Source organism: Paenibacillus fonticola DSM 21315 (genome assembly GCF_000381905.1).
GTDB lineage: Bacteria > Bacillota > Bacilli > Paenibacillales > Paenibacillaceae > Fontibacillus > Fontibacillus fonticola.
This window is the reverse complement of record NZ_KB907245.1, coordinates 105,792-124,883: the sequence shown is the minus strand read 5'-3', so window position 1 is coordinate 124,883 and position 19,092 is coordinate 105,792. Positions and strand designations below refer to the sequence as shown.

Sequence of the window (19,092 nt, the reverse complement as noted above, 5' to 3'; positions counted from 1 at the left end):
GAGGGTGAACAATGGGCGAGCTGTCAGGTCATAATACGGTTGGAATCCACATGGAGCCGGTGCCCGGGGGCTGGCGTATCGACATGCCGGCTGGGGACACTGACATTGACAAAAAAAAGGTCAAGGTCAAGGACAAGGGCAAAGACAAGCGCACAGAGGAAACCAAAACCAAAACCAAAGCCAGTTCCAGAGTTAAGGACATGGACCCTAACACCGGCACTGGCACTGACGTAAAGCAGACGGACTGCTCTGTGCTCCTGCTTGAAGCAGGCGCAACGGCGCCCAGCGCTGGCCAGCGTCTGCTTCACGCCCTGGCGCAGCAGCCGCTGGAGCTGGCTGCGCTGCAGGAAGGCGGCGCGCCAGCCATCGCCGGCCTGCTGCCCCAAATTCCGCCGTGGGAAACGGCGGAAGGCCAAGTGCGCGGCAGCTGCAGCTGCGCTGCTGCCGAGGGCGCCTGCGGCCATGTGGCGCAGGCAGCATCCCGCGGCGCGGCGCTGTGGCGCGCCGCCACACCCGAGCAGCGGCTGAAGCTGCTCGGGTGGACGCGCGAGGCGCTGCTCGCCGCCGCGCTGGCCGCCTGGGCCGGAGGCTCTGCCCCGGCCCAGGCGAAAGAGGCCCTGCGCGCAGCGCTGGGGCCTCGAGGGAAAGCGGTTCGGCCGAGCGGCGGCGGGCCGAACCTTGCCGAGTGGCTCGCGGAGATGGCGGACCAGGGCAGCATGCATGCCCCTGGTCCGCGGTTCCACGACGTCCAGATTCATCTGGACGTCGTGGAATCCGCCGCAGCCCCCGCGGCCACGCCCGCTGCGACCAGCCCGGCTCGCGCGGCCGAACCGCCTACCGCTGCATCCAGCCCGGCTCCCACGGTGACACCGTCACCTGCCGCATCCAGCTCGACTCGCGCGGTCGAACCGTCACCCGCCGAATCTAGCCCAGCACCTACAGCCACGCCCGTACCCGCTGCGTCTCGCTCTGTTCCTGCCGGATCCAGTCGGACTCCCATGGTCCCACCAGCATCCGCCGCATCCAAATCGGTGCCTGCGGGCACATCTGCGGCCAGCCCCGCGGCCGTGCCTGGCCCCGACCCCGTGGCCTGGGCCAGGCTGCTCCCGGGCGTGCCGGGAGCGGCTAAAGGCCTCGGCCTGGTGGCCGGGGCCGTCATGCAGCAGGCGGAGGAGCAGGCCCGCCCGCTGCGTAAAAAGCTGCGCAGAGAGGAGCGCAGCGGCTATTGACCGTCTAACGAAACGTTGCAATGGGCTTTGGGCAAAGCGGTTTCGGCCGCGCCCATAATTTCCTTGCGCAGGCCGTGCATTTTTTTATCCAGCGCATCGGCTGCTCGGGCCGCTTCCGTCAGCTCGTGTACCACATGAGGGGGCACCTGCTTGTCGTATTTATAGAACAAAATATGCTCCATGCTGGCCCAGAAATCCATCGCCAGCGTACGCATTTGAATTTCCACCTTCATCCAGCGCTGTCCTTCGAACAATGTCAGCGGTACCGCTACGATAACGTGGAGGCTTTGGTATCCGTTCGGCTTCGGACTCGCGATATAATCTTTAATTTCGATAATCGTTATGTCCTCTCTGCGGCGCAGATGATCCAGCAAGCTGTAAATATCTTTAACGAAAGAAAACACGATACGCATCCCGGCGATATCGTGGATTTTGTTTACCATGTTGTCCACCGTCATCTCCAGCCCTTTGCGCTCCAGCTTTTCTAAAATGCTCTTCGGCTCCTTGATCCGCGTCTTGATATGTTCAATTGGGCTGTATCCGTTATGGATTTTCCATTCCGTCTGGATCAGCTTGATCTTATTTTTCAATTCATCGAGCGCCAGCTGGTATAGCGTCGGAAGCTTTTTCCATTCCTCCAGCTTGCGGAGCGAATCGTCTCCGATTTCCCATTGATATAACTCTCGCAAGTCCAACTGATTCAACAGAGGGTTGTTCCTGCTTTCGTCTACTTTGTCCAGATTAATCTACTCCCAGTTTATAAAATTGTTCCTCAGCCCCCTTATTGTAGCGTGAATAGCATGGCAAAATCAAAGAAGAGCATCAACTATTGAACGGTGCGGCACCGTCGTAGCCGGGATGATGATAATCGGGATTTTGCAGCTTGCCGAGCACGCCGAGGCTGATGATCGTCTGCCGGGTTTGATCATCTCCAAACTGATACAGTAATGTGTACAACTCAATGAGCCGTTTGTTGAAATGCTCGGTTGCTTCATCGTGATCCGCTGATTTATAAGGTATAGGGGCACGCTGAAAAGTAAAATCATCCTCCCGGGACAGCTCGGTGAGCTTATCACGCAGCTTTACGAGGTCCTCATCATCGAGAAATACTTTGAATTCCGCGGAATGATGATGGGGCGCCTCTCGAATGACCCGGTGACCGACAGAAACATAATAGGCCTTCTTCAGTGGTTTCATAAGGAATTCCCTCCATTTTTTAATACTCGCTTATATATATTGTCTTTATAAACGGGCGCAGCTAGGCTGAATCAAAGGAAATTTTCACTGCGCTGGCAAATCTGTTATGATAATTACAATTTCATAGACAGCAAGGATATGGATTTCGTAAAGGCAAGGTAAAATATCAGCTTGCGGGACAATATAAATCCAATTACATCAGGAAGCTTAAGAACATGGGAGGAGTATGTCATGAAATTTTTGCAGCGGATTAAAGACGGTGCGGGCAAAGTGACCGACAAGGCGCAAAATGCGGTGGAGATTGGAAGATTGAATACGCAAATTCATAATATCGAGCGTGAGATGGACTTATATTTTCAAAGAATGGGCGAAGTATTTTATGAAGGATACCGCGTTAAAGATATGTCTCAGGCGGAGAAGGAAATGATCGATTTGGCCAAAACCTGCGATCTGCTCGCCGAGGAACGGGACGAAGTCCGGCTTAAAATCGCGGAGCTCAAAAATGAGCGCCTTTGCGTTTCCTGCGGCAAAGCAGTCACGGACGAGGCGTTATTTTGCCAGTATTGCGGGCATAAGCTGGAGAAGGAAAGCAAACCAGCTCCGGTCAAAGCAGAAACGCCAGAACAAAGGGAAGATGAAGAGCCGCTGGCTTGGGCCGAGGAAAATGTCCTTTTTGCTTCTCCAGCTCAGGAAGAACCGCCTCAAGAGGAGCCCGTTCAGCGGATTGGTCCGGAAGAGGAAGCGCGGCTGCTGCGGGAGCTTGAACGGGAACGGAAGCGCCAGGAAGAGCTGGACCGCCGGATAAGAACCTGGAAAGAAAATGTAAAGCCAGCTGATGATGCCGAGGTGACAGAGACATTGTCAGCGGACGAGACAAACTGCCAAATTTGTTCGGCGCAACTGGTCAAAGGGACGAAATGGTGCCCGCACTGCGGTTCCGAACAAATTTAGCGCGTATTTAGGCGTAAATAGAAGGAACATGGATAAAGTTCACCGAGTTGTTATAAATAGCGTCTTACTTGCCGAGGGCTGATACGTAGTAACAAGTAGGGTGTTAACATTCTCGCTGGCACGACGGTAAACGGGAGGAAATATCCGGTGCCGCCGTGCCTAATCTAGTTTGGCTGCATGCAGAGAGACGCAGCAGGGAATGATGAATGGCAGCAAGGTCGCTTTTTACCGTATGGAGACATTATTTATAACTTGGGAGTGTGGACAGACATGGAATGCATCGTTCATTATGAATTGGAGAACAAGCAGGGGACAAAAGAACTGCGAGGGCTGATTTTTTTGGAGCCAGGCAAGGCGCCGACCGAGAAGGATTTTTTATCAATGTTTGCAGATATGGGGTACAAGCTGCGGCTTGAGGACCAGGATAATCTGGTGTTCAAACCAGTCGATCCCGCTGCGGAATATCGGAAAATTCGTATCCGCCGCCTGGATACCGGGGAAGAAAACCTGCATGAAGACGGAAATCTGAAATCGATTATTTCTAATTTGCTGCCGAAGGATACCAGACCGATCTAGTCCAGGCGGCAAAAGCTGTGGTTGAAAGGCAGCTGCGGCCGAAAAGGATAATTAACAAAATATTTGCTTAATCCACGAAATACCTCTTTATTTCTGTGGATTGTTTGCGTTATACTACTAATCATTGCATATTAACATTCGACAATTTTCTTCATACTTTTCTCGTATATGTGCAGGAATTGGCCTGCATGTTTCTACCTGATCACCGGAAATGATCGGACTACGGGGGAATTTGACCGGTCGGACCATGCTGCTTGGCCGGCTTTAATTCGGGCATGACAGGGCCCGAGAACGGGTGAATTCTGCCATGAAGTCCATTTCCCAGTTGTGGGAACTGGACTTTTTCTTATTGTGGCATGTTACTTTATGAAATGATCGGGAAAGATGAAGTTGAAGTTGAAGATGCCTAATAAGGGGGAAGAGAGATGAAACTGCTGAAAGACAAAGTGATTGCGGAAGGAATTGTGCTGGGCGGGCAAGTGCTGAAGGTCGACTCCTTTTTAAATCACCAGATGGATCCGGTTTTGATGAAAGAGGTTGGCGCTGAATTTACGCGGAGGTTTGCAGGTGAGCGTATTACGAAGGTGCTGACGATCGAATCTTCCGGGATTGCTCCGGCGATCATGACTGCGCTCGAGCTTGGCGTGCCGATGATTTTTGCCCGCAAGCATAAGTCACTTACGCTGAAGGATAACATTCTCGTGGAAAAGGTGTATTCCTTTACTAAAAAAGAGAGCAATGAAATTACAGTGTCGAAGAAGTTTCTCGGCCCGGAGGATCGCGTGCTTATTATCGACGATTTTCTCGCTAATGGCGAAGCGGCGTTTGGTCTTGCCCGGATCGTAGAGCAGGTAGGAGCGAGCGTAGCCGGCATCGGCATCGTTATTGAGAAGTCATTTCAGCCTGGAGCAGGCCTGCTGCAAGAGGCCGGATATCGCGTAGAGTCATTAGTGCGCATCGCTTCATTGGAGAACGGGGCTGTCGCTTTTGTAGACGAGGTTACAACACAATAACGGATGATAAATGATAGAACATCTATATAGAACATAAGACCATAACAGAGATACTTACCTGAATATACGGTGATAGGGATACTTACCTGGGGAGGAACTAGATTTATATGGAGCGCGAAGTGAAGCGGGAAGCCATTTTTCAAAGAAACAGACATCCATTCCAAACATTATCGCTGGGATTACAACACGTATTAGCGATGTATGCGGGCGCGATCATTGTACCATTGATCGTCGGCCAGGAGTTGCAATTGAGTCACGAGGAAATTACTTATTTGATTGCGATAGACCTTCTGGCCTGCGGTGTAGCTACGCTGCTGCAGGTATGGGGCAACCGTTTCTTCGGGATCGGCCTGCCGGTTATGCTGGGCTGTGCTTTTCAGGCCGTATCGCCTATGATTGCGATCGGCTTGGCAGACGGTATGGGGATAACGGCCATTTACGGCGCCATTATTGCATCGGGGCTGTTCGTCTTTCTATTCTCCGGCTTGTTCGGAAAATTAATTGCCTTATTTCCGCCTGTCGTAACGGGCTCGGTTGTGACGATTATCGGTGTGACGCTGGTTCCTGTAGCCTTGGAGGATCTAGGAGGCGGCCAGCCGGGCAGTCCCGACTTTGGCAGTCCTCTTAATTTGGCGCTCGGCTTCGGTGTTTTGCTGTTCATCATATTGATGAACCGTTTTTCCAAAGGATTTCTTCGCTCCATTTCAGTACTCCTTGGCCTTATTGCGGGTACGATCGTGGCCGGTCTCGTTGGTAAAGTGAATATGAAGCCGCTCATGGAAGCGAGCTGGGTCCATATGCCGGAGCCGTTCTACTTTGGTACTCCGACCTTTCATGCCTCCGCTATTTTGACGATGATACTGGTGGCGATCGTAAGCGTCGCCGAGTCAACGGGAGTATTTATGGCTCTCGGCAAAATTGTGGAAAAGGACATTTCATCCAAAGATTTGGCGAAGGGATATCGGGCCGAAGGATTGGCGATTATGCTCGGCGGCATATTCAATTCATTTCCTTATACGACTTATTCCCAGAATGTCGGGCTGATTCAAATGAGCCGGGTCAAAACGCGTGATGTCATCTTCGTAGCCGGAGGACTGCTCGTGCTCATTGGCTTCGTACCGAAAATTGCCGCTCTAACGCAGCTTGTTCCGCCATCGGTGCTTGGCGGGGCGATGATCGCTCTGTTCGGGCTTGTGCTGTCCTCGGGCATTCGCATGCTGGGGGATCAGGTTGACCTTAACCGGCATGAGAACCTGCTCATCATTGCCTGCGCGGTCGGGATGGGACTGGGCGTAACTGTCGTTCCGGACATATTCCAGCGCGTACCGGGCTGGCTCCGCATTCTCGTTGACAATGGCATTGTTGCCGGCAGCTTTACGGCTATCGTGATGAACCTGCTGTTTAACGGCCTTAAGGGGCACAAGGGGAAAGCCGCCGATACCACAGCTGCGGCGGACCAGTTTCCACAATAATTATGTCCTAAGTTTACGCAATAATTTCGCCATAAATATAGTTAAAGAACGGTGATCATAAGGCCAGGGGCTGATCGCCGTTCTTTTTTCATTGAGGCGGAAGGGATGTGGCATGACCATCTTTTGCAGCTACATCCGGTTCAGTTGTCTTTCGGCAAGCTCGCCGATCCAAGGCAGCTTTAACCATTTGCCCTGCAAGCAGGTCAGCATCAGAAGGAGCCACAGGAAGACGCCGAGCAGGCTGAGCAGCAGGCTGACGACAACGCCGATCAGCGGAAGAAAGCCGGCGGCGGCATGGGCAATCATGAGTCCGGCGAACAGCATGACCGATTGAAGGGCATGGAAAAGGACGAAACGGCTTCTTTTTTCTACAGCAAGAAAGAGGACACCGCCTACAAAAGCGAATAAATAGCACAGAAATGCCGCTACATTTTCATAAAGACCGGTAGAGGATTTGAAAGGGGACATCGATATTTACCTTCTTTCTTTAGGAAAACTGAAGGGAATCAGACTGCTCCCTGCGCCTTATTCAATTGTATGACGAGCCCTCATGGTGCAGAACGCCTTGTCTTAAAAACGTGAGGATTCCTGCGCTACATGACGACAGGACAGCCCGGATCACGCTGGGGAGCAAACCATTGCTCCATAATATCGCTTACGATAAGCTCGGCAGCACCCGGTTTGCGAAGATGGTCTATTTCTTTGTGAATTTGGGCGAGCTGTTCCTCGTCAGACAGCAGTGCGCCGATCTGCGTGATCAGCGTATCCGCGTCGTAAGCAATACTGGCGATGCCTTTACTTTCTAAATAAAGTGCATTGTTAAGCTCTTGACCTGGTACCGGGCGATATATAAATATAGGCAGCCTGCTGACAAGCGATTCGGACAAGGTGATGCCGCCAGGCTTGGTGACAATACAGTTGCTCAACTGCATGAGCTGGGCTATTTCGCTTACATAACCAAACAGATGGAAATTCGGGCGATGTCCAAGCGCGGCCTGGAGCTTGCGGTACAGCTCTTTATTTCTGCCGCAAACGGCGATGACCTGGTGCTCTTTGCTGTCGGTCAATGCAGCGCAAATTCCGCGAATTCCCTGCATTACTCCGAATGCGCCGGCCATAAGGAGGATCGTTTTTCTGGAAGGATCAAGCTCGCAGGGCAAAGAGGCTGACGGCTGCGGATCGGAATCAAAATCAGGCTTCAACGGAATTCCGCTAACAAACACTTTTTCTGCCGGGATTCCGCGGTTCTCCGCCTCTTTCTTCAAATCCTCGGTAGCGACATAATACCGGTTGACGTCGGGATGAACCCAGCGCGCGTGAAGGTCAAAATCGGTTACGATATTGATCAGCGGCAAGGTTAAGCCTGTTTTTTTGAGCAGTTTAGGCATTGCGAGCTGAGGGAAGGTATGAATTATAATATCCGGCTCCATACTGAAAATAGTTTGCTGCATTTTTCTCATGCCCAAGGAGTTGAGGACGTTTAACAACGATGTATCAGGAGGCATGTCTTTCGTAGCGTTATAAACCCAGCCATACAGTAACGGCATCGTTTTAAAGCTCTGCATATACACAAATTTAGTCATCTCATTCAACAGAGGATGAGCTTCTGCCATTAAATCGAGCAAAACTACGTCGCTCACGCCTGATTTATGAAAACCGGCTTCAAGGGCTTTAGAGGCTTGATAGTGTCCATCACCGTAACTTGCGTACATTATCAACACTTTGGGTGCATAAGAATTCATTGACAAATTCCTCCATTATAAGAGCGTTATTTAGGCTAGCCGTGCTTCAAGGCGGGAATTACATACTTCTCCAGCAGCGGCTTGGGATTTTTCCAGCGGTTTAATGCACTTTCTGACGTGAACACTATGACGGCATCCAAAGCAGGAATTACGTTGATTTGCTGTCCGCCATGACCGTGGGCATAAGCATAGGAGATGCCGTTCGCCTTTGCTGTCCACCAATGGTAGCCGTAACGGCCATACCCGGGACACTCTGCAGATCTGGGAGTCATCGATTGGAGCAGCCAATCCGCGGACAAAATACGCCGCCGCTCCCAAAGGCCTTCCTGCAGGCAAAGGACGCCGATTTTAGCCATATCCCGCGCTGTTAAATGAAGGCCAATATGGCCTGTAGAATGGCCATCCGGGCTTGTATTCCAAGCGGTCTGCTCAATGCCGAGCGGCTCGAATAAATGCTGTTTAGCATAGTCTTCTGCGCTTAGCCCGGTCCATTCGGTCAGGAGGATGGATAGTAAATGACTATCTACACTACAGTATTGAAATTCGCCGATTTTATGCTTCACGATCGGGAGATGAACAATGTATTTGGCCCAGCTCCTGCTTTGGTGAAAGCGATGAATGAAGGCTTCTCCCATTTTGGCGCCGGTCTTCCAGTGGAAGCCGGAAGTCATCGCGAGAAGATCGCGAAGCGTCAGCTGCTGCCATAAAGGATCTGGAGGCTGTACTGCATATTTTTTGACAAATTCCAGTATGGGCTTATCCAATGGAGGCAGCTCCCTCCGGGTATCCGCGATGCCTAACAGAATACATAAAATCGATTTTGTGGCGGATCTTAAATCATGAAGTTTCGAAGGATCGTAACCGTTATAATATCGCTCTATCAGCAGACGGTCCCCCTGGGCAACTACAAAGCTATGCATTTTGGGATAATGCTGCTGAATCTCTTCGTCCGCGGCACGCAGCAGCTCGTGCGATTCCTTGTTCCATACAGGAGAAGAAGGCGGTGCAGTCTCGTCGGCTAAGGCGGCAGATGAACGATGTATATTGCTGGCTTGCTGCATGAAGCTCCCTCCAAAAATAATATTATATTCCTATTGTAACCAGAAATCGGGCTTAACAATAAATTTAATAATTTACAGCAAAAAAAAGGCTCCGTTTGGAAGAAAGCTGTAAGGTTGGCTTGAATATGTTACAATATAAAAGACAGGAGGTTATTCCATCAAGTCTGCGACTGTCCTAAGCATACGGACAACACTTTGCTAGCACGCTTGATTAAGCGGGAATTTCAGCGGGTATGTATGTTTTAGGTGCCTGCCGGGAAGGCGTAATGCAGCCTGCAACTTCATGAATCAACATCACTTTTCGGCGTTCTCGAAATCGGAGCATTAATTACAAGCGTTCTGGGAGGGAATTTGTATGGCAACGAAAGGTCATAATGAAGTAAAGGAAAGTCTGCGGGAAATGACCCGAATCTTTAAGCCAAAAGACCCGAAAAAATTCGTTAAGGAATACGTCCGGAAATACCGTATTATGGGTGGCTATGAAGAAGAGTTAACGGATTTAGTCGAGCATGAAATGGGCAAGCTGAATTCAGTGAACTCGTCTGTATCTTGACGCTTCAACGAAGCGCTGTTTCATAACTGTTCGCATTAGGAAACATCTTATATCCGTCTTGGGCAGATGCCATAGGACGGTTTTTTTCTGCTTATTCCTACATATATTATATTAACTCGTTATTAACGTAGTGTTAAGCCCTGAGAGGAGAATGAGATTTTGAAAATAAATTTGAAATCCCAGAGCGAGATAGCCATGATCCGCAAAGCCGGGATGATTCTTGCCGAATGCCATAAGGAATTAGCAGGTAATATATCAGCCGGTATGACCACTTTGGAAATTGACCGGTGGGTAGAAGCGTATTTGGCAGGCAGGCAGGCTACGCCTGAGCAGAAAGGATATCGCGGATATCCTTTCGCGACATGCGCATCGGTCAACGATGTAGTATGTCATGGATTTCCGAATGATCGTCCGCTGGAGAACGGAGATATTGTCACGATCGATATCGTTGTGAATAAAAATGGCTGGCTGGCGGATTCAGGCTGGTCGTACCGGATTGGCAAGGTGAGTGAAGAAGCGGATATGCTGCTGACCGTAACGCAGCGCGCGCTCGAAGCCGGAATCGCTCAGGCCGTACCGGGCAACCGGGTTGGCGACATTAGCAGCGCGATCCAGAAAGTGGCGCGAACCGCGGGTGTCGGTGTCGTCAAGCCGCTGATCGGGCATGGGATTGGCCGTGCTATGCATGAGCCGCCTGATGTTCCGAACTTTGGCCGAGCTCACACCGGCCCGCTTTTAAGAGAAGGAATGGTCATTACGATTGAACCGATTTTTACATTTGGAGATACGGGGGCGGTCTTATGGGATGATGACGGGTGGACGATCCGCAGTGCCGATGGAAGCTTGGGCGCTCATTACGAGCACACGCTGGCTATTACGAAAGACGGCCCGCTCGTGCTGACAACGGTGTAAAGGGCTGCTGCTGTAGGCAGCCTGCCGGTTTACTTTCAATTAACTCCTTAAGTAAACTTAGGTGACCTTCATATGTAGCCTTCACGTGTAACCTTCACGTGTAACCTTCACATACAACCTTCTTATGTAACTCCTTTAAGTAACCTCTTTTAGTAATCTTCATTAAAGGAACCTCGTCGTTGGCGAGGTTTTTTTGCAATTGTGACAAGAAGTTTGCCGAAATGTCGAAAATGTTTCAAACGATCTAGGGTGATTTCACCAGGGAGGCCAGACGTTTGTGTCTAGCGATCGAAGTGTAGGGTCCCAGGTTAAATAGAGAGGTGAAAACGTTCGCAAACCCTAATTTGACGGGCTTTTTCGGCTTTTTGAACAATTTGTGAACTCCCCCTATCTCATTGACAAAAGAGGGGTTCGCTCTTATATTTAATAGGTGATTGTTTTAATTGACAGGATTGCAGTTTCCGTGCTAGTGCAGGTATGTTTTTCAAAGGAAGGGAGAAAACCTGTAATCATCGGAAGAATACGTAAAAGTGGGGTAGATCAATGATGAAACGGTGGAAGGCTGGGAAGAGGCTTGTTCCTTTGTTCGTAGGAATCTCGCTCTTGCTGTCCGCTTGCGGTCGCGAAGATTTGTCTGCGTTAAGACCACAAGGCCCGGTAGCTCAAGGGCAGTTTGATTTGATGAAGCTTTCAATTACGATCATGTTATCTGTACTCGTGATCGTGTTCGGTATTGCGGCCTATGTGTGGATTAGATTCCGCCGCAAGCCGGGGGATACGGAGTATCCTAAGCAAGTGGAAGGAAACCATATGTTGGAAGTAATCTGGACGGGAATTCCATTGATCCTCGTTCTGATTCTTGCTATCGCGACCGTTCAGAAGGTGTTCGCGTACGGGGAGAACTACTGGGATGACAAGGATGCCATCAGGGTTAAAGTAACCTCGCATCTTTTCTGGTGGGAATTCACTTATCCGGATTATGATATTACGACGGCTCAGGATTTAATTATTCCTACAAATAAGAAAATCGCTTTCGAATTAAGGACAGCGGACGTGCTTCACTCTTTCTGGGTGCCATCGCTTGCCGGAAAGACGGATACGAACACTGAAGGAACGGTTAACTCGATGTGGCTAGAAGCGGAGAAAGAAGGCGTTTATCTGGGTAAATGCGCGGAGCTGTGCGGACCGTCCCACGCTTTGATGGAATTTAAGGTGAAGGCAGTGAGTCAGGAAGCGTTTGATAATTGGATTGAGGCATTTAAGCAACCGGTTGAGCCGATCCAGGACCCTGCGCTGGCTGAAGTATTCAAAACACAGTGCCTAAGCTGTCATGCTGTAGGGGATCAGGGCGGACCTCTGGGACCAAACTTGACGGGAATCGGCAATCGGGAGACCGTCGCCGGCATTCTGATCAACGAGGAAGGCTCGAACAAGCCGTTTCCAGGCAAACCGGTCAAAGACAATTTGATCGAGTGGCTGCAGGATCCGAATGCGGTTAAACCGGGCAACCATATGCCTTCTCCGAAGGAAGATTTGGGATTGACGGACGAAGAAATTGAAGGAATCGCCGAGTATTTGGCTAACATTAAGCTGGACTATTAATAGTCCGCTTGTCAGACAGCACTGATGCACAGGAATTTAAAGGGGGTACAAACCTTGGCTCACGCTCACAGTGTCAAGCGACACAAGGGTTTGATGGACTGGTTGACGACAGTTGACCATAAGAAAATAGCCATACTGTATTTGGTTGCAGGCGGCTTCTTCTTTGGCATAGGCGGAATTGAGGCGCTCTTGATCCGCGTTCAGCTATGGAAGCCAATGAGCACGTTTGTAACGGCTCAGCAATTTAATGAATTAATTACAATGCATGGTACTACAATGATATTCCTCGGGGTTATGCCTATTATTTTTGCGATTATGAATGCGGTTATTCCGCTGCAAATCGGGGCGCGCGACGTTGCGTTTCCGTTCTTGAACTCGCTCGGCTTCTGGACGTTTCTGTTTGGGGGCTTGCTGCTTAACCTGAGCTGGTTTATGGGCGGAGCGCCGGACGGCGGCTGGACTGCTTATGCACCGTTGTCCTCAACGACATACAGTACGACGCATGGGGTCGACTTTTATACGATCGGCTTGCAGATCGCCGGTTTGGGTACGCTGATCGGGGGGATTAACTTCCTGGCGACAATTATTACGATGCGGGCGCCGGGCATGTCCTTCATGCGGATGCCGATGTTTACATGGACGACTTTCGTTACATCGGCTATGATCCTGTTTGCATTCCCTGCGATTACGGTAGGATTGGTGCTCCTTAGCTTTGACCGGATTTTGGGGGCAAACTTCTTTAACGTAGAGCTGGGCGGAAACCCGGTTTTGTGGCAGCATATATTTTGGATCTTCGGGCACCCTGAAGTTTACATTCTGATTCTGCCTGCTTTCGGAATTATTTCCGAAGTTGTAAGTACGTTCTCGCGTAAGCGCTTGTTCGGATACAGCTCGATGGTGTTCGCAACGATCCTGATCGCCTTCTTGGGCTTCATGGTTTGGGCGCACCATATGTTCACAACAGGAATGGGACCTGTAGCGAATGCGCTCTTCGCTATTGCCACGATGTTGATTGCCGTACCGACAGGGATTAAAATCTTTAACTGGTTGTTTACGATGTGGGGCGGACAAATTACGTTTAATACCGCTAACTTATTCGCAGCCGGATTTATTCCTACGTTCGTTATGGGCGGGGTAACAGGCGTTATGCTTGGTGCTGCGCCAGCGGATTACCAGTTCCATGATACGTATTTCGTAGTTGCGCATTTCCACTATGTTATCGTCGGTGGGCTGGTGCTTGGTTTGTTCTCCGGACTGCACTACTGGTGGCCGAAAATGTTCGGCCGTGTATTGAACGAAACGCTTGGTAAAATCGAGTTCTGGACGTTTATTATCGGTTTCCACCTGACTTTCTTCCTGCAGCATTTCCTTGGTTTGATCGGAATGCAGCGCCGCGTATATACATATCTGCCGAATCAGGGCTTTGATATGATGAACGTACTTAGTACGATCGGCGCGTTCTTGATGGGTGTAGGGGTCATTATATTCCTGATCAATATTGCCATTACGGCTAGAAAGCCTTCAGGAGTAGAGAACGATCCCTGGGGCGACGGCCGGACGCTGGAGTGGGCTATTCCATCTCCTCCGCCGGAGTATAACTTCAAACAGCTTCCGCTTGTACGCGGCCTTGACGCTTACTGGAAAGAGAAGATGGCCGGTAACACTGAAATGACGCCAGCGGAGCCGGTGGGGCCGATTCATATGCCTTCACCAACGATCATTCCGTTTGTAATGTCCGTAGGACTGTTCATTGCGGGACTTGGCTTCATGTTTACAACGGAGGATTTCGGCAACAGTGCGCTTAACTTTATTTTCAACAATTATATTGTTGTTATTCTCGGCTTGGGAATTACCTTCGGCTCGATGATCGTTCATTCCATCAATGATGATGAAGGATGGCATATTGAACCGGAAGAAATCGACGGGAAGGGGGTAGAAGCATGAGTACTCTTCATGCACAGAAGGCTACGAACACGTTACCCCACGAACCGGAGAAGGCAACGCTGGAGGGACGCAATAAAATACTGGGCTTTTGGCTTTTCCTTGCCGGAGAGGCTGTTCTGTTCGGTACTTTATTCGCGACGTTCCTGACACTTCGGAACCAGGTGGCTGACGGTCCGTCGGCCTCCGAGCTGTTCAGCTTGCCGATTACCGCAGTTGCGACACTGATCCTATTAGTGAGCAGCTTGACGAGCGTATTCTCGATTCAGGCCATGCATCGGGGCAATGTGAAATCGCTCTTGACTTGGCTGACGGTTACGGTACTGCTTGGCTTTGGATTTCTATGCTTGGAAATCTATGAGTTTTATGAGTATGTGACCCATTATGGATATGGGATGACGACCAGTGCTTTCAGTTCTTCATTCTATACGCTGGTAGGCTTCCATGGTGCGCACGTCATTTTCGGAATTTGCTGGATTTCAATCATTATCGGCCAAGTAGCCAAAAAGGGATTGACCGTCGTTACAGCCCCGAAGGTGTACGTGTCCGCGATGTATTGGCACTTTGTTGACGTTGTATGGGTGTTCGTGTTTACGGTAGTTTACCTGCTTGGAAAGGTGGTAGGTTAAGCGATGACAGATCATCACAATGACGGTTCTGTTGTAAGGCACCGGCACCGCCATGAAGGGCCACGAAAGCATGTCATAGCTTTTATATTTTCCATTGTCCTGACAGCGATCGCTTTTGCTACAGTAGCTGCGGGAGGCGTGAATACGGCCTTTACAGTAATTCTGTTACTAGTCATGGCTGTTCTGCAAGTCCTTGTTCAGCTAGGTTACTGGATGCATTTGAAAGATAAGGGCCATATGATTCCGATTGTGTTTATGGCTGGAGGATTTTTCGTCGCTGGACTGTGTATCATTGCGGCGCTCTACTGGATGTGGTGGTAGAATCAAAAGAGGCGGGCTTGCTTAAAGCCCCCTCTTTTGTATATTAAGGGGTCAGTTCACAATTTGGACAGATTTCAAAAGCGGCGGAGGGAGTTTTTACATTGCTGGGATTACAATATTTTAGCTTTAAAGATGTTTGGAGTCCCGTACTTTTGTCATTTATGCTGTTTGTCACAGCCGGCTATTTTTTGCTGGTTGGCCCGCTTAGTGAGCGATTTGCCCACAGTGAGCCGACTTCTTTTGGCCGAAGAGTGATGTTCGTTACGGGGATGTTCTTATTGCACTTGGCCCAAGGCGGCCCCGTCAATTTGCTAGGCCATACGATGTTCAGCTTTCATATGCTGTCTATGGCGTTGTCTTATATCGTTGCTCCGCCGCTGATCATGTTGGGAATTCCGCCGTGGATCTGGCGTTATGTCGTAAAGGTTTTGGAACAAAGTCCGGTAAAAAAACTGAAGTTTTTAGTTCATCCTGTTGTCGCTGCCATCTTATTTAACGGATTGTTCTCAATCTATCACCTCCCTGTGGTGCTTGATTATGTTATGCTTAACTTTGGAATTCACCGCCTGTATTATATAGTCCTGTTCATAGCAGCCATACTGATGTGGTGGACGTTCGTCAATCCGATCCCGGAACGCGCGACTCCACAGGGCTTGAAGAAGCTCGGCTTCATTTTTTTGAACATGGTGCTGTTGACGCCGGCCTGCGGCTTGATCATCTTTGCCAGCGAGCCGCTTTACGCCACCTACAGCGATCCCAATATATGGGCCAAAGCGATGGGGTATTGTGTACCTAACAGTGACCCGGCGGCCCTGCTGAGTCAATTCGGCGGGCCTGAGTTTTTCGGCTTCCTGGAGCCCCGTGTGGATCAGCAAGTCGGCGGAATCCTGATGAAATATACGCAGGAACTTATTTTCGCGTCGATGTTGGCTTATGTATTTTTCCGTTGGTATAAACAGGAGAATAAAGAGGATGCAGAAGATAGTCTGATTGCGGATGTGCCTCCAGGCGAACTGAATCAGGGTTAAGGAACTTACGCAAGATTTGACTTATAGAATTGTCTCTAAATAAGACATTGTAGGGCAGGAGGATGGAAATGGATTTATTTACGCTTTTCCCCACGCTCAGCACATCATTTATCGTCATCAGCGCAGTATTGGTGGCCATCGGCTGGGGACAGATCATTAAGGGCAAAAGAGAGGCCCATAAGAAAACGATGATCGCAGCGGCGATCGCGGCAATCATTTTCTTTATCATCTATACGTCGCGCACCGCTTTTATCGGCAACACCGCTTGGGGCGGTCCGGTTGGGCTTAAGCCTTACTATCAGACGTTTCTTATTTTCCACATTGTTCTGGCGACAGTGGCTGCCGTGTTCGGTATCACGACCTTGACGCTTGGCTTCAAGGAGAAGTATGCAAAGCATCGCAAATGGGGCAAAGTTACGTCGATCATTTGGTTTTTCACGGCCATCACCGGGGTAGCTGTGTATGTATTGTTGTACGTACTGTATCCGGGCGGGCATACGAAGCCGGTATGGGATATTCTGCTTGGCACATAAGGAATAAACGGCAAGACCTCGATCTTGAGCGGTGTACGCTTGAGAACGGGGTCTTTATTTTTTTCCAAAAAGGGGATTGACGTCTTAAAACGACCCGTATATACTGTGTATAAAGATATATACAGTAAGCACACATAAATACACACTGAACATTAAGGATCGTCATGATCGAAATGCAATTCTAATTGGCGAAGGAAGGTTGATCGGCTTGAACAATACCTGGAAAGACGCATGGGTTATTTTTAAAAGGGATTTAGTGCTGGATCGGCTGTATCTGATTTGGAACGTGATCAGCATGATATATGTGGGTGCTGGGATTGCGATTATGGCATGGGCGACTTCATCGAACAACTCGGGAGAATACTTGAATCCATTGCAGGATTTCATGCTGTTCGTAATAATCCCCATTACTGGCTTTTACTTCTCTAGGCGGTCTTTTAACTACCTTAAGGAAGATTCGTACACCCGCATGCTGCAATATTACCGGACACTGCCCATCCCTGCGATTACGGTGATGAGGGGACGGATCATTCAGTTGCTTACGGCGACGCTGTTTAATGGCCTTATATTTTATCCGACTTATTATCTGATTACGGGGTTCACCAGTGACTGGCTTAGCGATGTGGGAAGGATGCTCACCTTCGCATTGACATGGACCGGATACCTGCTATTCGTTAACGGAATATATATTTACTTTGAATTTCTCAGCAGAGGACGCGGGTACTTCTGGGTTAGTGCTCTTTCCGCGCTCGCGGTAGGCATGCTGGCATTTTTGATTCACTGGTTCGACGGGAATATGCTCGTATACACACTAGAGCAGTCCAAGCGGTATTCGCTTTTATCGCCTTTAATGTGGGGAATGTTGATCCTTGGAGGATCATCCTTGGCTCTATTTTGCAAAATGACGTTAAGCAAATTGGGAAAGAGGGATTTGATATGATCGCGGAAATAATTTCCGACAGGGATAACCCGGAGGTGAGATAGAAAGGTGTGGATTCCCATTCAGATCAATGAGAATAGCGCAGAACCCTTATATTTTCAAATAGAGACACAGTTGCGTTCTTTAATTGTCAGCGGACAGATTGAGGAAGGGACACTACTTCCTTCTATCCGGGAATTTGCAAGCAGTTTAAAATGCAGTGTAATTACGGTTCGCAGGGTATATCAGGATTTGGAGAACGAAGGGCTGCTGCTGACTAAACAAGGTACGGGCACCTTTGTCGCTCGGGTTGGACATAGCGAGAGGAGTGAATACCGCAGGATGGTCGTGCAGGAAGCCGTAGAAGCCGCAGTCGATGCGGGCTTATCCGTTCAATATAGCGAGGAAGAGCTCAAGGCTCTTTTTCTGGAAATCATTAAAAACAAATACCGTTCGCAAGCGGGGGAGGGGAGCTAGGAATGAACGAAGCATTGGCGCTAGAGCTTAAAGATATCGTAAAGAAACGCCGGCGGAAAACGATTGGGCCCATCAATCTCCAAATTCCCCAGGGATACATCGTCGCGCTGGTCGGCACCAACGGCTCAGGTAAAAGTACGATTCTCCATATGCTGACTCGGAGCCTTATTCCGGATGAAGGGGAAATTAAGTGGTTTGGGGAAAAGAGTGCCGGCGATTTGCCGCAGGAAATCAGAAGCAAGATGGCTTATGTGTCAGAGAATCCGGTTGCAGAGGAAAACTACCAGACCGCGGAGCAGGCCGCGAGCTTCCGGGCTCACTGGTATCCATCCTGGGATCAAAAGAAATTTGAGCGATTGATGACACACTTTGAGGTGCCGCGGAATGAACGGCTGAGCCGTATGTCCAAGGGGGAGCGCCGCAAATTCGAGGTTGCTGCTGCCCTGGCCACAAGCCCTAAGCTGCTTATTCTCGATGAACTATCGTCCGGGCTTGATCCTTTTGTCTGGAAGGATATGCTCGAAGAGCTTCAGGAGAGCATGATGGGGGAGGATGTTACCATTATTATGGCCACCCATATCGTGGAGGAAGTAAAGCGGCTTGCCGATTACATCGTATTGGTGCATCAAGGCAAAGTGCTGGGCATGGTGGAGAAAGACCTGCTTTACGGAAGCTGCTATGAAGCTTGGGTGGCCGGCGATTTAGGCGAATGGAAGGGAAGACCTGAGCTGATTCGGTGCGATGAGGATGGACCGTCGATGCATAAATTGATCGTTCGAAACGAAGCTTTCATTAGCGAACTGCAGCAATCCAAGGATCTTCAAGTAAAGCGTACCCGGGCTCTTGAACTGGAAGAGGTGCTTGAGCTATGGATCCAAGGGTACGCTCCGGAGTATAAGTGATGTTTATTGATTTATTGATACTGAAATACAAGCA

The 19,092-nt window shown here is 49.7% G+C and carries 22 protein-coding genes and 1 riboswitch; of the genes, 15 read left to right on the top strand and 7 right to left on the bottom strand.

Annotated elements, in window-relative coordinates:
• Positions 1–23: 23 nt before the first annotated feature.
• The 4 genes from G358_RS32800 to G358_RS0100570 form a co-directional block, all read right to left on the bottom strand.
• Positions 24–464, bottom strand: a complete 441-nt coding sequence (locus G358_RS32800; protein WP_157274214.1) for a hypothetical protein — start codon at positions 462–464, stop codon at positions 24–26.
• A 290-nt stretch (positions 465–754) separates the two neighbouring features.
• Entirely contained in the window at positions 755–1,000 is a 246-nt protein-coding gene (locus G358_RS32795) for a hypothetical protein (RefSeq protein ID WP_205621500.1), read from the bottom strand.
• Between the two features lie 222 nt (positions 1,001–1,222).
• The gene (locus tag G358_RS31150; RefSeq protein WP_019635247.1) at positions 1,223–1,933 is read right to left on the bottom strand and encodes a GTP pyrophosphokinase; all 711 of its coding nucleotides are present in this window, start codon (positions 1,931–1,933) and stop codon (positions 1,223–1,225) included.
• A gap of 118 nt (positions 1,934–2,051) precedes the next feature.
• On the bottom strand, positions 2,052–2,426 hold the full coding sequence (locus tag G358_RS0100570; protein WP_019635246.1) for a hypothetical protein: 375 nt from the start codon (positions 2,424–2,426) through the stop codon (positions 2,052–2,054).
• Positions 2,427–2,657: 231 nt separating this feature from the next.
• On the opposite strand from G358_RS0100570, the gene G358_RS0100565 reads away from it, so the two are divergent.
• The 4 genes from G358_RS0100565 to G358_RS0100550 all read left to right on the top strand — a co-directional run bounded on the left by G358_RS0100565 (position 2,658) and on the right by G358_RS0100550 (position 6,438).
• Positions 2,658–3,377, top strand: coding sequence for a zinc-ribbon domain-containing protein (locus G358_RS0100565; RefSeq protein WP_019635245.1), 720 nt, complete (start codon positions 2,658–2,660; stop codon positions 3,375–3,377).
• 270 nt (positions 3,378–3,647) lie between these two features.
• Positions 3,648–3,953, top strand: a complete 306-nt coding sequence (locus G358_RS0100560; RefSeq protein ID WP_019635244.1) for a hypothetical protein — start codon at positions 3,648–3,650, stop codon at positions 3,951–3,953.
• A 142-nt stretch (positions 3,954–4,095) separates the two neighbouring features.
• Positions 4,096–4,196, top strand: a riboswitch (purine riboswitch).
• 182 nt (positions 4,197–4,378) lie between these two features.
• A complete protein-coding gene (locus tag G358_RS0100555) occupies positions 4,379–4,966 on the top strand; it encodes a xanthine phosphoribosyltransferase (protein WP_019635243.1) in 588 nt (195 codons plus the stop codon).
• A gap of 107 nt (positions 4,967–5,073) precedes the next feature.
• Positions 5,074–6,438: a nucleobase:cation symporter-2 family protein gene (locus tag G358_RS0100550; protein WP_019635242.1), complete on the top strand. Its 1,365-nt coding sequence runs from the start codon at positions 5,074–5,076 to the stop codon at positions 6,436–6,438.
• 129 nt (positions 6,439–6,567) lie between these two features.
• Here the strand turns inward: G358_RS0100550 and G358_RS0100545 are convergent, their stop codons facing one another.
• The 3 genes from G358_RS0100545 to G358_RS29215 all read right to left on the bottom strand — a co-directional run bounded on the left by G358_RS0100545 (position 6,568) and on the right by G358_RS29215 (position 9,241).
• Complete coding sequence (locus tag G358_RS0100545; protein ID WP_019635241.1) at positions 6,568–6,906, bottom strand: DUF4870 domain-containing protein; 339 nt, start codon at positions 6,904–6,906, stop codon at positions 6,568–6,570.
• Positions 6,907–7,031: 125 nt separating this feature from the next.
• Complete coding sequence (locus G358_RS0100540) at positions 7,032–8,180, bottom strand: MGDG synthase family glycosyltransferase (RefSeq protein WP_019635240.1); 1,149 nt, start codon at positions 8,178–8,180, stop codon at positions 7,032–7,034.
• Between the two features lie 35 nt (positions 8,181–8,215).
• The gene (locus tag G358_RS29215) at positions 8,216–9,241 is read right to left on the bottom strand and encodes a serine hydrolase domain-containing protein (protein WP_157274211.1); all 1,026 of its coding nucleotides are present in this window, start codon (positions 9,239–9,241) and stop codon (positions 8,216–8,218) included.
• 355 nt (positions 9,242–9,596) lie between these two features.
• Here G358_RS29215 and G358_RS0100530 point away from each other — a divergent pair, with 355 nt between their 5' ends.
• From G358_RS0100530 to G358_RS0100480, 11 genes are all read left to right on the top strand, one after another.
• Positions 9,597–9,794, top strand: a complete 198-nt coding sequence (locus G358_RS0100530) for a hypothetical protein (protein WP_019635239.1) — start codon at positions 9,597–9,599, stop codon at positions 9,792–9,794.
• Between the two features lie 159 nt (positions 9,795–9,953).
• Entirely contained in the window at positions 9,954–10,706 is a 753-nt protein-coding gene (map, locus tag G358_RS0100525; RefSeq protein WP_019635238.1) for a type I methionyl aminopeptidase, read from the top strand.
• A gap of 543 nt (positions 10,707–11,249) precedes the next feature.
• On the top strand, positions 11,250–12,308 hold the full coding sequence (coxB, locus tag G358_RS0100520; RefSeq protein WP_019635237.1) for a cytochrome c oxidase subunit II: 1,059 nt from the start codon (positions 11,250–11,252) through the stop codon (positions 12,306–12,308).
• A 93-nt stretch (positions 12,309–12,401) separates the two neighbouring features.
• Positions 12,402–14,252 carry a cytochrome c oxidase subunit I gene (ctaD, locus tag G358_RS0100515; protein WP_205621502.1) on the top strand — a complete coding sequence of 617 codons (1,851 nt, stop codon included), beginning with the start codon at positions 12,402–12,404 and terminating at the stop codon, positions 14,250–14,252.
• Positions 14,249–14,878 (top strand): cytochrome c oxidase subunit 3, encoded by a 630-nt coding sequence (locus tag G358_RS0100510; RefSeq protein ID WP_019635235.1) that lies wholly within the window; start codon positions 14,249–14,251, stop codon positions 14,876–14,878. The genes ctaD and G358_RS0100510 overlap by 4 nt, the downstream gene beginning before the upstream one ends.
• A gap of 3 nt (positions 14,879–14,881) precedes the next feature.
• Positions 14,882–15,199: a cytochrome C oxidase subunit IV family protein gene (locus tag G358_RS0100505; protein WP_019635234.1), complete on the top strand. Its 318-nt coding sequence runs from the start codon at positions 14,882–14,884 to the stop codon at positions 15,197–15,199.
• Positions 15,200–15,300: 101 nt separating this feature from the next.
• Complete coding sequence (gene ctaG, locus G358_RS0100500) at positions 15,301–16,227, top strand: cytochrome c oxidase assembly factor CtaG (protein ID WP_019635233.1); 927 nt, start codon at positions 15,301–15,303, stop codon at positions 16,225–16,227.
• 68 nt (positions 16,228–16,295) lie between these two features.
• Positions 16,296–16,760: a DUF420 domain-containing protein gene (locus G358_RS0100495; protein WP_019635232.1), complete on the top strand. Its 465-nt coding sequence runs from the start codon at positions 16,296–16,298 to the stop codon at positions 16,758–16,760.
• Positions 16,761–16,968: 208 nt separating this feature from the next.
• Complete coding sequence (locus G358_RS0100490; protein WP_019635231.1) at positions 16,969–17,700, top strand: hypothetical protein; 732 nt, start codon at positions 16,969–16,971, stop codon at positions 17,698–17,700.
• Positions 17,701–17,748: 48 nt separating this feature from the next.
• Positions 17,749–18,156, top strand: coding sequence for a GntR family transcriptional regulator (locus G358_RS0100485; RefSeq protein WP_019635230.1), 408 nt, complete (start codon positions 17,749–17,751; stop codon positions 18,154–18,156).
• Between the two features lie 2 nt (positions 18,157–18,158).
• Entirely contained in the window at positions 18,159–19,058 is a 900-nt protein-coding gene (locus G358_RS0100480) for an ATP-binding cassette domain-containing protein (protein ID WP_019635229.1), read from the top strand.
• The last annotated feature ends 34 nt before the right edge of the window (positions 19,059–19,092 follow it).

What these genes read in the sequence shown, in the direction of transcription:
- G358_RS32800 (WP_157274214.1), bottom strand. Translation starts at nt 464, where the DNA reads ATGGCCGCAGGCGCCCTCGGCAGCAGCGCAGCTGCAGCTGCCGCGCAC.
- G358_RS32795 (WP_205621500.1), bottom strand. Translation starts at nt 1,000, where the DNA reads ATGGGAGTCCGACTGGATCCGGCAGGAACAGAGCGAGACGCAGCGGGT.
- G358_RS0100570 (WP_019635246.1), bottom strand. Translation starts at nt 2,426, where the DNA reads ATGAAACCACTGAAGAAGGCCTATTATGTTTCTGTCGGTCACCGGGTC.
- G358_RS0100565 (WP_019635245.1), top strand. Translation starts at nt 2,658, where the DNA reads ATGAAATTTTTGCAGCGGATTAAAGACGGTGCGGGCAAAGTGACCGAC.
- G358_RS0100560 (WP_019635244.1), top strand. Translation starts at nt 3,648, where the DNA reads ATGGAATGCATCGTTCATTATGAATTGGAGAACAAGCAGGGGACAAAA.
- G358_RS0100555 (WP_019635243.1), top strand. Translation starts at nt 4,379, where the DNA reads ATGAAACTGCTGAAAGACAAAGTGATTGCGGAAGGAATTGTGCTGGGC.
- G358_RS0100550 (WP_019635242.1), top strand. Translation starts at nt 5,074, where the DNA reads ATGGAGCGCGAAGTGAAGCGGGAAGCCATTTTTCAAAGAAACAGACAT.
- G358_RS0100545 (WP_019635241.1), bottom strand. Translation starts at nt 6,906, where the DNA reads ATGTCCCCTTTCAAATCCTCTACCGGTCTTTATGAAAATGTAGCGGCA.
- G358_RS0100540 (WP_019635240.1), bottom strand. Translation starts at nt 8,180, where the DNA reads ATGAATTCTTATGCACCCAAAGTGTTGATAATGTACGCAAGTTACGGT.
- G358_RS29215 (WP_157274211.1), bottom strand. Translation starts at nt 9,241, where the DNA reads ATGCAGCAAGCCAGCAATATACATCGTTCATCTGCCGCCTTAGCCGAC.
- G358_RS0100530 (WP_019635239.1), top strand. Translation starts at nt 9,597, where the DNA reads ATGGCAACGAAAGGTCATAATGAAGTAAAGGAAAGTCTGCGGGAAATG.
- coxB (WP_019635237.1), top strand. Translation starts at nt 11,250, where the DNA reads ATGATGAAACGGTGGAAGGCTGGGAAGAGGCTTGTTCCTTTGTTCGTA.
- ctaD (WP_205621502.1), top strand. Translation starts at nt 12,402, where the DNA reads ATGGACTGGTTGACGACAGTTGACCATAAGAAAATAGCCATACTGTAT.
- G358_RS0100510 (WP_019635235.1), top strand. Translation starts at nt 14,249, where the DNA reads ATGAGTACTCTTCATGCACAGAAGGCTACGAACACGTTACCCCACGAA.
- G358_RS0100505 (WP_019635234.1), top strand. Translation starts at nt 14,882, where the DNA reads ATGACAGATCATCACAATGACGGTTCTGTTGTAAGGCACCGGCACCGC.
- G358_RS0100495 (WP_019635232.1), top strand. Translation starts at nt 16,296, where the DNA reads ATGGATTTATTTACGCTTTTCCCCACGCTCAGCACATCATTTATCGTC.
- G358_RS0100480 (WP_019635229.1), top strand. Translation starts at nt 18,159, where the DNA reads ATGAACGAAGCATTGGCGCTAGAGCTTAAAGATATCGTAAAGAAACGC.